Genomic DNA, 13,655 nt, shown 5'->3' with positions numbered 1-13,655 from the left:
CCGCCCACAGCACGCACAGGCAGATGGGCTTGCCTCAACGACGCCCTAGACCATCCCTAGGGCGCCCTACACGACCCTTGGCGCCACCTGAGGACTCCGCTGCCACTAGTGAACACAGCACCAGCTAGACCCTCACCACGGCCCCACAAGGGCGCCAGAAGTACATTCAGGCAAGTCCAGCGCGCAGACTTGTCGCAGGTGAGTGGATATTTTCAACTTTCAGCCGCCGATTACGCACGAGACCGCAGCCCCAAGCCATGGACGCCACCCCCAAGGTCCACCCCCAGACCCTAAACCAATACTTTACAGACGCCACTCGAGTCACATTCGCAACACGCGCAACAAGCTGGCATGTTCGAATAATTTCGAATTATTTCCGCCTCTACCAGCGTTTTTTAAGATTGCGCGGGCCGTTCGAGCGGGCTAACTTTTAACTCGTTGCCACGAGCGATCACGAGCGCAAGTATTTCGACTTTCGGCGTGTCGCGGTTGGCAGTTGAAAGACGTCGCCCTCTCCAGGATGCGGGCGTCCCAAGACCATGCACAGCCATGAAAAGGACTTTAACTATGAAGCGCATGAACCGCGCGCGCAAGAACGTGGCGCTGAGCATCGTTACGCTTGGCACCGTACTTGCTACCGGCACCACCGCTTTTGCTGCAGAGCCAGTGGCTAGCGTGGACGTATCGGACGGCTCTTCCGAGCCCACCGCTACGAACGTAGATAACGCCGGCGTGGTCGACGCCCTTGTTGGCCTAGCCACCACCACCGTAGGCGTACTGAACGGCGAGACTACTCCGCAGGTAGATGGAAACGAATCCGGCGGCGTCAATATCGTCCTAGACCCGGGCGCTGTACCGGGCCTGGAGGAAGCTTTCGCACCGCAGGGGAATCACTCGGGACTCACCACGAAGCGCGGCACGGACTCCGCGGGCAATACCGTGGTCTTTCCTACCTCCGGCACGCTTACTTCTGGCTTCGGCCAGCGCTGGGGCACGATGCACAACGGCATCGACGTAGCTAACCCGGTGGGCACCCCGATTCACGCGGTCATGGACGGCACCGTCATCAACTCCGGTCCAGCGCAGGGCTTTGGCAACTGGATCCGCATCCAGCACGATGACGGCACCATCTCCGTCTACGGTCACATGCCGGCAGACCTGCTCAAGGTAAATGTGGGCGAGCGCGTGACCGCGGGTCAGGAAATCGCGGGCATTGGCAACGAGGGCCACTCCACTGGCCCGCACCTCCACTTTGAGATTCACCCAGGCGGAGGCGCCGCCGTTGACCCAGTTTCCTGGTTCAACGAGCGCGGCATTTCGGTCTAAAGCTTTTCCATCGGCACTCCGCCGATGAGCATCAGCCGGACCTTACCGGAAGAACCAAAGTCCACGGTGACCGTGGCGCGCTTGCCGGAGCCGGACGTCTCAATGACAGTTCCAAGCCCGTACTTAGCGTGATTGACGCGGTCACCCACGGCTAGGTTGAGGTTATTGTTCTTAGGCATCGAGGTCGCCGCCGGCTTGCTGGTGCGCTGCGATGGGGAAGACGCAGCGCGCCCTCCACCGCGCGACCCGGACCGGGAACCACCACTGCCCCATCCGGACCAATCGCGGCCGTAGGAACGACCATATTGGTAGTCGTCCTCGCCCCACGCGCCGGTCAGGGAACTATCGGAGTCTTCGCGCCGCCAGTTGATGAGGTCTTCTGGGACCTCGCCGAGGAAGCGGCTGGCGGGATTAGTCACCGGATTGCCCCACGCCGAGCGCAAAATGGCGCGGGTAAGATACAACTGCTCGCGAGCGCGGGTAATGCCCACATAGGCGAGGCGGCGCTCCTCGCTTAATTCTTTCGGGTCACCCAGTGAGCGCATATGCGGGAATTGGCCATCCTCCCAGCCGGTCAAAAAGACCACGGGGAACTCGAGGCCCTTTGCGGTGTGCAAAGTCATCATGGTGACCACACCGGTCTCAGAATCAGGGATCTGGTCAGCATCGGCCACCAGCGACACCTTTTCCAAGAATGCCTGCAACGAGCCGGGCGCGGCTTCGCCCTCCTCTACTAGCTCGGAGGGGTCCACTGCATCCGCACCGGAGGCGGCAAGCTGGTTGGCCGCCTCTGAGGTGAATTCGCGGGCCACCGATACCAACTCGTTGAGGTTATCCAGGCGGGCACCGTCCTGCGGGTCATTCGAATTTTCCAATTCCGCCTTGTATCCCGTGGCATCCAAAATGGCGGAAAGCAGCTCGCCCAAATCCGGCTGGCCGGTAACCTCATCGCGCATGGACGGGATCTGGTTGCGGATGCCCTCCATCATGTCGTTGAATTTGGTGACAGCGTTAATGGCCCGAGTGCCCAGGCCAGGGACGTCGCCCCGAGGGACATCGGCAAGCGCCTTGCCAAAGCTAATGCCGTGGTTTTCCGCATGGAGGGCAATATGCCCCTGCGCCTTGTCACCAATGGCACGCTTGGGCACGTTGATAATGCGGCGCAGGCTCACCGTATCGTCTGGATTGTCTAAGATGCGCAGGTAGGCCACCATATCGCGGATTTCGCGCCGCTCATAAAAGCGCGTGCCGCCCACCACCTTGTACGGAATTCCGGAGCGGATAAAGATATCTTCCAGCGCACGGGAGGCATTATTGGTGCGGTACATGACCGCGATATCGGAATAGCTGCGACCCTTATCCGCCAAAGAGTCGATTTCAGAGGCGATGAAGCGCGCCTCATCGTGCTCATTATCGGCAACGTAGCCTACGATCTGCTCGCCCTCGCCGTGAGCGGTCCACAGGTTCTTCTCGCGGCGGTTCTCATTCTTGGCAATAACGGCATTGGCCGCGTTGAGAATGGTCTGGGTGGAGCGATAATTCTGCTCCAGCAAGATGGTGTGCGCCTGCGGGTAGTCGCGCTCAAATTCCTGAATATTGCGGATGGTCGCGCCGCGGAAGGCATAAATGGACTGATCGGAATCGCCCACTACGCACAGCTCGGGGGCATCGGGGCCGAGCTCTCCCCTGCCCACGAGCGCGGCAACCAGGGCGTACTGGGCGTGGTTGGTGTCCTGGTATTCGTCAATTAGTACGTGCTTAAAGCGCCGGCGATAAAAATCCACCACCTGCTGGTGCTGAGTGAAGATCCGCACCACCTCACCGATGAGATCATCAAAGTCCACGGCATTGGCCGCACGCAGGCGGCGCTGGTATTCGGCATAGACCTGGGCCACGGTGGTCTCAAATGGGTTCTTGGTCTGCTGCGCCTTTTCCAGTGCGGATTCGGGACCGATGAGCTCATTTTTATGATTAGAAATCTGATTAGCCAGCACGCGCGGGGTGTACTTCTTCAGATCCAGCTGCATATCCTTAGCAATCATGGACAATAGCCGGCGGGCATCATCGCCATCATAAATGGTGAAATTGGTATTAAGACCCGGCACCAGCTGCGCGTTTTGGCGCAAGATGCGCACACAGATGGAGTGGAAGGTAGATACCCACATGCGCTCGGCCACGGGGCCAACCAGCCCGCCCACGCGCTCCTTCATTTCCGCGGCGGCCTTATTAGTAAAGGTAATGGCGAGGATCTCCCACGGATTTACCCCGCGATGGCGCATGAGATAGGCAATGCGGCGGGTAAGCACGGCGGTCTTGCCGGAACCAGCGCCGGCCACGATGAGCAGCGGGCTGCCCGAGTGGGTAACGGCCTCCAGCTGCTGTGGGTTGAGGCCCTCGGTCAAGGCATCGGGGGATTCGGATTGCGTGCTCGCTGCGCGCGGTGCGCCGAAGCCGCCAAAGGGACTAGGGTTCGAGGCACCGCCGGTGGACGGGGAAGGGCTAAAAGGAGAGTTTTCGTTCATAATGCCTTCCAACCTACTAGCCCCACCGGACACGCCCCGTATCCGCCGTGCGAGCTGCTATTTCCTTTTGCGCGGGCGGGTGGCACAATATGGTCTTATGACCGCAGAAGATAACAAGGGCATCGTCGATAACGGCTTGGACATCCGCACGCCTTCGGGCACGGACGATCCCCTATCTGATGCGGAGATCCAGCAGTATCGCGAAGAAATCAACCGCATGGACCGCATCATCTTGGATGCCGCCAAGCGCCGCGCGGAAGTCTCCCAAGCCATTGGCCGCACCCGCATGAACTCCGGCGGCACCCGCCTGGTCCACACCCGCGAGATCGCTATTTTGAATCAGTTTCGCGATGAACTCGGTGAGGAAGGACCCACCATCGCGTCGGCGCTGCTGCGCATGGGCCGCGGCCGGCTGGGTTAGCCGAATAATTACTGGCCAGCCGATACTATGCAGTACCCTGAATTAGCATGAATGCAGTTCTCGTCGCCGTCATAGTCATGCTCGTGCTCGCCCTCCTGCGCGTGCATGTGGTGGTAGCGCTCTTCTTAGGCGCCATCGTCGGCGGGCTCATGTCCGGCATGGGGCTTGATGCCACCATGGTTGCCTTCCAAGACGGCTTGGGCGGCGGCGCCAAGATTGCCCTAAGCTATGCCCTCTTGGGCGCTTTTGCCATGGGCGTAGCCTCGGCCGGGCTGCCACAGGTCCTGGCTAATTTCCTCATCCGCAAGCTCGGCGGCAGCGGCGAAGCAGACCCCAAGACCGCCCTGGCCACCAAGTGGATGCTCATCCTCGGGCTCATCGCCATGTCCGTGATGAGCCAGAACCTCATCCCAGTCCACATTGCCTTCATTCCACTCATCATCCCGCCGCTGCTGACAGTGATGAATAAGCTGCGCCTGGACCGCCGGCTGATTACCACCTGCCTGACCTTCGGCCTTATCACCACCTACATGTTCATTCCGGTGGGCTTCGGCTCCATTTACTTGAACGATATTCTGCTCTTTAATATCCAGCAGGCTGGGCTTGATACCTCCGATATCAATATTATGCAGATCATGGGCGTGCCGGCGCTCGGCATGCTCGCCGGCCTACTCATCGCCATCTTCATTAGCTACCGCAAACCGCGCGACTATGAAAACCTGCCCATCGCGGCTGAGGAGCACCAAGAGGCCCCCTCTGCTTATAAGGTGTGGGTTTCCGTCGTGGCCATCATTGCCACCTTTGCGGTGCAGATTGTCATGCAGGCGCTCGACTTCGAATCCGATGGCCTCATGGTCGGCGCGCTGACCGGCTTAGGAATTTTGCTGCTTACCGGCGCGGTGGATTGGAAGCACGCGGACGATGTCTTTACCAATGGCATGAAGATGATGGCGCTCATCGGCTTCATCATGATAACCGCCCAGGGGTTCGCCTCGGTCATGACGGCGACCAATGAGGTCGGCCCGCTGGTGGATGCCACCGCCAACCTCTTTGGCACCAATAAGGTCCTTTCCGCCGGCGCGATGCTGGTGGTGGGCTTAGTGGTCACCATGGGCATCGGCTCTTCCTTTTCCACCTTGCCCATCATCTCCGTTATCTATGTGCCGCTGTGCATGTCGTTGGGCTTTAGCCCCGCGGCCACCGTGGCGCTTATTGGCACCGCAGGCGCGCTTGGCGACGCCGGCTCTCCCGCCTCCGATTCCACCCTCGGCCCTACCGCGGGCTTGGGCGCGGATGGCCAGCACGACCACATCCGCGACTCGGTCATTCCCACCTTCATCCACTTCAATATTCCGCTGCTTATTGCCGGCTGGGCAGGCGCTCTCATCCTCTAAGACGGCCCGACGCGGTAGTGCTTTCTGGACTACGGTGGGAGGGGTAAATGTTGCCAATGCGCTAGTTGCCAGAAAGGCCAACCATCATGGATATCACCGCATCTGCCCAGTGGAGCGAGCTCGCGAAAGTATATGAGGATAAAAAGGACCTCAACCTCCGCGAGCTTTTCGCCGCCGATGCAGACCGCGCCCGCAACTTCACTTTCGACGCCGCCGGCCTGCACGTCGATCTATCGAAGAATCTGATCGACGGGGACGTCGTCAAGCAGCTGGTGGAAGTAGCCAAGGCCGCCGACCTTGAGGCCCGCCGCGATGCCATGTTCGCCGGCGAGCACATCAATAACACCGAGGATCGCGCCGTGCTGCACACCGCATTGCGCATCCCGGCCGAAGATGACTTGAGCGTTGACGGCCAGGACGTCGCCGCCGATGTCCACGAGGTCTTAGGCCGCATGCGCGATTTCGCCACCGCGCTGCGCTCCGGCTCGTGGCTCGGGCATACCGGCCACACCATCAAAAAGGTAGTCAATATCGGCATCGGTGGCTCCGACCTCGGACCAGCGATGGCGGCCAAGGCACTGCGCTCCTATGAGGTCGCCGGCATCTCCGCCGAATTCGTCTCCAACGTTGACCCGGCCGATATGGCCGCCACACTCGATGGCCTGGATGCAGAATCTACCCTATTCATCATCGCGTCCAAGACGTTTACCACCCAGGAGACGCTAACCAATGCGCACGCCGCGCGCCGCTGGCTCATCGAGCAATTCGATGGTGACGAATCCGCCGTAGCCAAGCACTTCGTCGCCGTGTCCACCAATGCGGAGAAGGTAGCCGAGTTCGGCATCGATACCGAGAACATGTTCCCGTTCTGGAATTGGGTCGGCGGCCGCTACTCCGTGGATTGCGCCATCGGCCTGTCCCTCATGTGCACCATTGGCCCGATGGACTTTATGCGCTTCCTCGAGGGTTTCCACGCCATGGACGAGCACTTCCGCACCACCCCACTGGAAGAAAACGTCCCCGCGCTCATGGGTCTCTTGGGGGTCTGGTACACCAACTTCTTCGGCGCCCAGACCCACGCCGTGCTCCCCTACTCCCAGGACCTCGGCCGCTTCCCGGCCTACCTGCAGCAGCTGACCATGGAATCCAATGGCAAGTCCGTGCGCCGCGACGGCACCGCGGTTACCGCCCCATCCACCGGGGAAATCTACTGGGGCGAGCCGGGCACCAATGGCCAGCACGCCTTCTTCCAACTCATGCACCAAGGAACCCGCCTCATCCCGGCGGACTTCATCGGGTTTGCCCGCCCGAAGCAGGACTTCCCCACCGCCGATGGCTCTGGTTCCATGCATGACCTGCTCATGGGCAACTTCTTTGCCCAGACCAAGGTGCTGGCCTTTGGCAAGACCGCAGAAGAAATCGCGGCCGAGGGCGTAGACGAGGCCGTCGTGCCGCACAAGGTCATGCCGGGCAACCGCCCGACCACCACCATCCTGGCCGAGGAACTCACCCCGCAGACCCTCGGCGCGCTCATCGCGCTCTACGAGCACATCGTGTTCACCCAGGGCGTTATCTGGGATATCAACTCCTTCGACCAGTGGGGCGTGGAGCTGGGCAAGCAGCAGGCTAATGACCTGGCGCCGGCCGTCTCCGGCGCTGAGGCCGCCAACTCCGGCGACCAGTCCACCGATGAGCTCATCGGTTGGTACCGCTCCAACCGCTAAAGGCACACTTTGAGCCGCGTTATCCCCTCTCACCTACTCGGCGAGGCGGATAACGCGGCTGCTTTATGGCCTCGCTTGCCCCACGGCGATGTAAAACAAGCACGTTCTGCCCCAAATCAAAGGAACATTAGGCAGAACGTGCTTGTTTTGTCAGCGGAATGCGGTTTAGAGCTTGACCATCGGCTCCCAGCCGAATGGGATGTGATCAGAGTCCACAATCTTGCGGCCGAACGGGAAGCAGGTCACCGGGATCATCTTCAGGTTGGCCAGCGCGGCTGGGATGCCCACGATGGTCACTACCTGTGCCGCCGCGGTGGTGACGTGGCCAATGGCCAGCCACAGGCCGGCGACCACGAACCAGACGACGTTGGAAAAGGTGGACATGGAGCCGCTGCCCTTTACCGGCTGCACCACCGAGCGGCCAAATGGCCACAGGGCGAAATTAGCCATGCGGAACGATGCGACGCCCGCGGGGATGGTGACGATGAAGATGCAGGCGATGATGCCAAAGATGAAGTAGGCCAAGGCTAGGAGGAACCCGCCGGTGATGAACCAAATGATGTTAAGAAAGGTACGCATGTCCCCCACACTAGCGCGGTCGTCTTACTGCGCGGGGTGAAAAGGCTGGCAATGCGGGCACCACCAGATGATGCGCTCGAGTTCACCTTCATCACCTCCGCGGTCCACCCCGCCGAGCGCGCCCTTGGTGATGAACGTGCCGCAGCGACGACAGCGCTTGCGATTGCGGCCGAAGACATAGGTGGTCTCCCCGGCGCGGCGCACCCCCGTGGTTACGCGCACCGGGGAGGCGCGGTTGCCCCACATGATGCGCCGAGAGATATCGAGGATGCGGTCGGTATCTACCTCGGCCACCGGTGTGGCCGGGTGCACGCCGGCCAAGAAACACGCCTCGGCGCGGTATTCATTGCCGATCCCCGCTACGACTTTTTGGTCTAGCAGCGCCGCTCCGATGGCTCGCTGCGGCTGGGAGTTAAGCCGGCGCAGGGCCTCCTCGCGGTCCCAGTCGGGGTCGAGAATATCCGGGCCGAGGTGAGCGATGCGCTGGTGGTAGTGGTCAGCGGGATAGATGTCCACAAAGCCCAACTGGTGGCCAACGACCTCGATATCGCGCGGGGAGTTGGCCAGCTGCAGCACGATGCGGGCGGTATGCCCAGGCTTGCGCCAGCGATCGCCTGCGTAGTGGATGGCCCAAGTGCCGTCCATCTTGAGGTGGGTGTGCACGATGGTCTGGTCGAATTGCATGAAGAGGTGCTTGCCATAGGGCCAGACGCGCTCGCACACCATGCCGTCGAGGTGAACGGTGGCATAGCGTGGCACGCGCACAGAGCAACCGGTCACCTCGCGGCCGGCCATGAACTGCAGTCGGTTGGATAGCTGCAGGACGGAATCGCCTTCGGGCATAACACCTCCTAGGTGGCTTTAGCGGCGGTACCCGCCGCGCGGGCGGAAGCTTCCATTATTGCGCGGAGCGGGCGGCGGATCATCAAAGCTGAGCTCTTCGATGGCCTCGGAGGCCCGGCGTCCTGCGCGCGGGGTGCGCGGAGCGGCGGCGCGGGCGGAGATGCGCACGCCCTTAGGCGTAATCCCGGCGCCGGCGTCGCGCAGGTGGGCCGCCGCATCGGTTTTATGGATGGGGCTGCCATTGCACTTTTCGACGACCAACGGGGACAGCGCTCCCCTCGCCACCATGTCCGTGAGCGCGGAAACCAAGCGGGGATATACCTCGGCGGGGTCGATGCCATCGGGCAGCGATTCGATAAAGGTGGTGAGGGTTTTGCCGCCGCGGGTGAGGTGGGCGATGGGTAGGCCGTCGATAAGCACTACCAGCGCACCGGCCGAACGGGTGGGCCCGCCGGTGGCTTTGCCGTCGGCGTCGTCGCGCTGCGGCCACGGCAGGGCCGCACCGTAGGGATTGGCCGGGTCGCAGGCGGCGAGGACAAAGGTCTCGGGCTCGGTGGTACCAGACGGCCAACCGGTAACATCCGGGGAATCGGCCAAGCCGCGCAGGCGGTCGATGATGGCGGGGGTCGAGAATTGCGCAGCGCCGAGCCCATCGATGACGTAGCCGCGCATGGCCTTGCCGGATTCCTCAAAACCGGAGAGCACCTTATAGGCCAGCGCGAAACCGCCGAGCACATCCTCGGCCACGACGGAGCCGCGGGTGAGCACGCCGTAGCGGTCGAGCCAGGCCTCGCCGTGGGCGACGGACCGGGAGGTGGCATCGGTAGAGGCTGGTACCGCGAGCGACCACCGGCCCATGACATCGGGCGGGGTCCCCGCGCCCGCGGCATTCTGCGCCTGGGCGAAGGAGGTACGACCCATGCGCAGGCGGGAGCGAGTGGGCCGCCGCTTCGAGCGATGCGCGGTGCGGCCCGAGCGGGAACCGCCGGAAGACAGTCGGGTGCGAATAGGCGCGAAAGAATCGGGACTCACCAGGCCCATCTCTACTAACCCCCAGAGGGCCTCGCGGGTCTCCTCGGTGGTCCCGGGGGCCTCGGCGGCAATATCGGCAAAGAGGAAGCCACCGCCGCGGCCGAGGACATCGAGGATGGAGCGCTGCACCATGCTGACGCCCTCAGCATCCGTTTCCGGAGCGAGTTGAGCAGCATAGTCTGAGGGCAACAGCATGATCCAGGGGTCGGCCGCGCCGGCCTTGCCAGCACCCACAATGAGCACCTCGCCATTGGAAGTGAGCTCATCGAGCATGGTGGGTGAATAATCGCCCACCCGGGCGGGCAGGATGAGCGATTCCCACGCAGAGGCAGGCAGGCGCACCCCGGCGAGCTGCTCGATGACGGAAAAGACGCCATCGGCACCGCGCAGGGCCGGGCGCTTTCCGGCCGGTGCGATGCTATGCCACTCCGGCAAGAAACGGGCGAAGGTAGCGCCCGAGACCGGCTCGGTAGCAGCCCTAGCGACGGCGAGCGAGCGCGAGCGAATGGTCTTCAACACCGCGGCGGCGCAGTACTCCTGCTCCTCCACCCCCTGGCGGTAGCGGCCTTCTACTACCCCATCAAGCGCGCCGAGAACGGTGTGCGCGGCGGAGACGGAAATGCCGAAGGCCTCGGTGAGATCTCGCAGCACAAACGGACCACGGGTGCGCGCCCACCGCGAGACCAGCTGCGGCAAGGCATCAGAAATGGTGGCCACTTGGGCAGGGATGCCGGGAGGAATGGGGATACCCAGGGCGTCGCGAAGCAGGGGCGCATCCTGCGCTTGCGCTAGGTGCTCGCGCCCGCCAATGCGCACGCGCATAATCCGGGTGCCCAGCTGGTCCAGGGCAGATAACGGCACGTCGGTGTGCTCGCCCAGCTCGTCGACGGGAATCGGCCCGAGCACGCGGAGCAGGTCCGCAACCTCCTCGGTGGTGCGGGCCCGACGCGAGGGATCGGTGCGCTGCAACTGGGCATGGACCTCGGCGATGATCTCTGGATCGAGCAACTCGCGCAGCTCCACCGTACCGAGGAGCTTGGCTAGAAGCGCTGGATCGAGGGCCAAGGCGGCCGCGCGCTTTTCCGCCAACGGGGAATCGCCCTCGTACATGAATGCGCCGGTGTAGTTAAACAGCAGCGAGGAGGCAAAGGGCGAAGGCTGCTCGGTGGTGACCTCCGCGATGCGGATGCGGCGGTGCCCCAGCTCCCGCATGACTTCCGTAAGAGCTGGGACATCGTAGACGTCCTGCACACACTCGCGCACCGTCTCCAAGATGATGGGAAAGGACGGGTACTTGCGGGCGACGTCCAAAAGCTGCTCGGCACGCTGGCGCTGCTGCCACAGCGGCGCGCGCTTGCCGGGATTGCGCCTGGGCAAAAGCAGCGCGCGGGCCGCGCACTCGCGGAAGCGGGAGGCAAAGAGCGCAGAATTGCCCACTTGCTCGGCCACGATATCGGCAATCTCATCCGCGTCGAAGGCAAAAATGGCTCCATCGGGCTCGGATTCTGCTTCCGGCAGGCGCAGCACGATGCCGTCATCACCGGCCACGGCCTGCGGATCCATGCCGGTGCGCTCGCCTACCCTGGCCCCCACCGCAAGTGCCCACGCGGAGTTGACCGGCCGGCCAAACGGGGTATGCAGCACCACACGCCAATCGCCTAGCTCATCGCGGAAGCGCTCAAGCACCAAAGTCTTTTCATCCGGGATGACACCGGTGGCTTCATTCTGCTCCTGCAAATAGGCCACGATATTGGAGCGCGCATTATCATCGGCATCTGCAATGATATCCGGCGACGAAAATACCTCGCGGCGGTACTCGCCCAACGCCTTGCCCAGCTCATAGGGGCGGCCCGCGCCATCGCCATTCCAAAACGGCAGGCGCCCGGTATGCCCCGGTGCGGGCGTGACCAACACCTGGTCGCGAGTGATGTCCTCGATGCGCCAACTGGTAGCGCCCAAGGTAAACACATCGCCCACCCGGGACTCGTAGACCATCTCCTCATCCAGCTCGCCCACCCGGCGCGGAGCACCACCGGAGCCCTCGCCCGAACCGGTATAGAGGAATACGCCAAACATGCCCCTATCCGGAATCGTGCCGCCACTGGTCACGGCCACGCGCTGGGCGCCAGGCCGCGCGGTCATTACTCCCGTCACACGGTCATAGACCACGCGGGGTTTAAGTTCCGCAAAGTCCGTGGACGGATACACACCGCTTACCAAGTCCAGCACGGAGTCATAGACTTCCCGCGCTAGATCGCGGTAGGGCCAGGCCCGGCGGACCATCTCGTACCACTCATCGGCATCGAGCCCGTCCTCGCCGGCCGCGGCCACGGCCGCCACTGTCTGCTGCGCCAGTACGTCCAGCGGGTTGCGCGGGGTATGCATTTCCTCAATGAGCCCGGCGCGCATGCGCGATACCGTCAGCGTGGACTGCACCAGATCCGCGCGGTGCTTGGGATAAAAGGAGCCGTGCGAAACCGCGCCCACAAAGTGCCCGGCGCGGCCCACGCGCTGCAGCCCGGAGGCCACGGAGGGCGGCGATTCCACCTGCACGACTAGCTCCACGGCACCCATATCGATGCCCAGCTCCAGCGAGCTTGTGGCCACCACGGCATTGAGCGTGCCCTCCTTCAGCATCGTCTCTGTCATCGCCCGCTCGTCCTTGGATACCGAGCCGTGGTGGGCGCGGGCGATGACCGCCGGGGCCTTGCCGGCGACGTCGACCTGTTTCATCAGTTGGGCTGGGTCGCGCCGAGTCTCAGGCGAGAGCGAATCCGGATCGTGCTCTTGTGCATAGAGCTCATTGAGCCGGCTGGTCAGTCGCTCGGCGGTGCGCCGAGAGTTTACAAATACCAACGTGGAGCGATGCGCCATGATTTCCGCATAGAGGTCATCCTCAATAAACGGCCAGATGGACTTGGCCGTGGGCAGCGCGGATTCATCCACGGAAGGAGAGCTGATGCCAATCGCATCATCCACCGTCATCTCCCCAATGGTGGAGCCTTGCTCCGGCGTGGGGAGATCGGACATATCCTCCACCGGCACATGCACGTCCAGCTGCCACTTCTTCTCCGCGGCCGGCGCCACAATTTCCACCGGCCGGTTGCCGCCCAAGAAGTTTGATACCGCAGACAGCGGCCGCACGGTGGCGGAAAGTCCAATGCGCTGGAAGTCTCCTGCCACCTGCTGCAGGCGCTCCAAAGTCAGAGCCAGATGCACGCCGCGCTTGGTACCGGCTAGGGCATGGATCTCATCGATGATGACGGTATCCACCGTCTTTAAAATCCCCGCCGCCTTGGAGGTCAGCATCAAATAGGCCGACTCCGGGGTGGTAATCAAGATATCCGGCGGCGTGCGCACCTGCTGCGCACGCTCCGCGGAAGGCGTATCGCCCGAGCGCACGCCTACCGATATATCCGGCACCTCCAGCCCTAGGTTCTCCGCAGTGCGCGCGATGCCGGTCAGCGGGGCGCGCAGGTTATTTTCCACGTCCACGCCCAGCGCCTTGAGCGGCGAGATATACAGCACCTTCACCCCGGCGGCGGATCCAGTTGTCCCTGACCCCACCGGCAGCGCCAGCTGCCCCTCGCGCTCGACCAAATTATTCAGCGCCCACAAGAACGCGGCGAGCGTCTTACCAGAACCGGTAGGAGCCACCACAAGGGCGTGCTCGCCACGGGAAATCTTCTCCCAGGCCTGCGCCTGCACGGCGGTAGGAGCAGCAAATACATCCTTAAACCACTGCGCTACTTGGGGCCGGAAGCGGTCGAGGATGTTTTCTGGCATGCCCACACTCTAGTCCGCGTTGTAATGT

Annotated in this window: 8 protein-coding genes; 4 read left to right on the top strand and 4 right to left on the bottom strand. The window is 62.7% G+C overall.

Going from position 1 to position 13,655, the window contains the following annotated elements; genetic code table 11:
- Positions 1-567: 567 nt before the first annotated feature.
- Complete coding sequence (locus QP904_RS05145; RefSeq protein ID WP_239279229.1) at positions 568-1,326, top strand: M23 family metallopeptidase; 759 nt, start codon at positions 568-570, stop codon at positions 1,324-1,326.
- Here QP904_RS05145 and pcrA read toward each other — a convergent pair.
- The gene (gene pcrA / locus QP904_RS05140) at positions 1,323-3,848 is read right to left on the bottom strand and encodes a DNA helicase PcrA (RefSeq protein WP_284835665.1); all 2,526 of its coding nucleotides are present in this window, start codon (positions 3,846-3,848) and stop codon (positions 1,323-1,325) included. The genes QP904_RS05145 and pcrA overlap by 4 nt on opposite strands.
- A 97-nt stretch (positions 3,849-3,945) precedes the next feature.
- Here pcrA and QP904_RS05135 point away from each other — a divergent pair, with 97 nt between their 5' ends.
- The 3 genes from QP904_RS05135 (at position 3,946) to pgi (ending at position 7,387) form a co-directional block, all read left to right on the top strand.
- The gene (locus tag QP904_RS05135) at positions 3,946-4,269 is read left to right on the top strand and encodes a chorismate mutase (protein WP_284835664.1); all 324 of its coding nucleotides are present in this window, start codon (positions 3,946-3,948) and stop codon (positions 4,267-4,269) included.
- Between the two features lie 47 nt (positions 4,270-4,316).
- Positions 4,317-5,663 carry a Na+/H+ antiporter family protein gene (locus tag QP904_RS05130; protein ID WP_284835663.1) on the top strand — a complete coding sequence of 449 codons (1,347 nt, stop codon included), beginning with the start codon at positions 4,317-4,319 and terminating at the stop codon, positions 5,661-5,663.
- A gap of 86 nt (positions 5,664-5,749) precedes the next feature.
- Entirely contained in the window at positions 5,750-7,387 is a 1,638-nt protein-coding gene (pgi, locus tag QP904_RS05125) for a glucose-6-phosphate isomerase (RefSeq protein ID WP_284767718.1), read from the top strand.
- Between the two features lie 165 nt (positions 7,388-7,552).
- On the opposite strand, the gene QP904_RS05120 is transcribed toward pgi, so the two are convergent.
- From QP904_RS05120 to QP904_RS05110, 3 genes are read right to left on the bottom strand one after another with little or no spacing between them, the layout of a single operon-like run.
- Entirely contained in the window at positions 7,553-7,966 is a 414-nt protein-coding gene (locus QP904_RS05120; protein WP_049377693.1) for a YccF domain-containing protein, read from the bottom strand.
- A 24-nt stretch (positions 7,967-7,990) separates the two neighbouring features.
- Positions 7,991-8,809, bottom strand: a complete 819-nt coding sequence (locus QP904_RS05115; RefSeq protein WP_284767719.1) for a DNA-formamidopyrimidine glycosylase family protein — start codon at positions 8,807-8,809, stop codon at positions 7,991-7,993.
- Between the two features lie 18 nt (positions 8,810-8,827).
- Positions 8,828-13,627: an ATP-dependent helicase gene (locus QP904_RS05110; protein ID WP_284835662.1), complete on the bottom strand. Its 4,800-nt coding sequence runs from the start codon at positions 13,625-13,627 to the stop codon at positions 8,828-8,830.
- Positions 13,628-13,655 lie beyond the last annotated feature (28 nt).

The sequence above is a fragment of the Corynebacterium nasorum genome, from assembly GCF_030229765.1.
Taxonomy (GTDB): domain Bacteria; phylum Actinomycetota; class Actinomycetes; order Mycobacteriales; family Mycobacteriaceae; genus Corynebacterium; species Corynebacterium kefirresidentii.
This window is presented reverse-complemented; position numbering and strand designations above follow the sequence as displayed.

What these genes read in the sequence shown, in the direction of transcription:
- QP904_RS05145 (WP_239279229.1), top strand. Translation starts at nt 568, where the DNA reads ATGAAGCGCATGAACCGCGCGCGCAAGAACGTGGCGCTGAGCATCGTT.
- QP904_RS05115 (WP_284767719.1), bottom strand. Translation starts at nt 8,809, where the DNA reads ATGCCCGAAGGCGATTCCGTCCTGCAGCTATCCAACCGACTGCAGTTC.
- QP904_RS05135 (WP_284835664.1), top strand. Translation starts at nt 3,946, where the DNA reads ATGACCGCAGAAGATAACAAGGGCATCGTCGATAACGGCTTGGACATC.
- QP904_RS05110 (WP_284835662.1), bottom strand. Translation starts at nt 13,627, where the DNA reads ATGCCAGAAAACATCCTCGACCGCTTCCGGCCCCAAGTAGCGCAGTGG.
- pgi (WP_284767718.1), top strand. Translation starts at nt 5,750, where the DNA reads ATGGATATCACCGCATCTGCCCAGTGGAGCGAGCTCGCGAAAGTATAT.
- pcrA (WP_284835665.1), bottom strand. Translation starts at nt 3,848, where the DNA reads ATGAACGAAAACTCTCCTTTTAGCCCTTCCCCGTCCACCGGCGGTGCC.
- QP904_RS05130 (WP_284835663.1), top strand. Translation starts at nt 4,317, where the DNA reads ATGAATGCAGTTCTCGTCGCCGTCATAGTCATGCTCGTGCTCGCCCTC.
- QP904_RS05120 (WP_049377693.1), bottom strand. Translation starts at nt 7,966, where the DNA reads ATGCGTACCTTTCTTAACATCATTTGGTTCATCACCGGCGGGTTCCTC.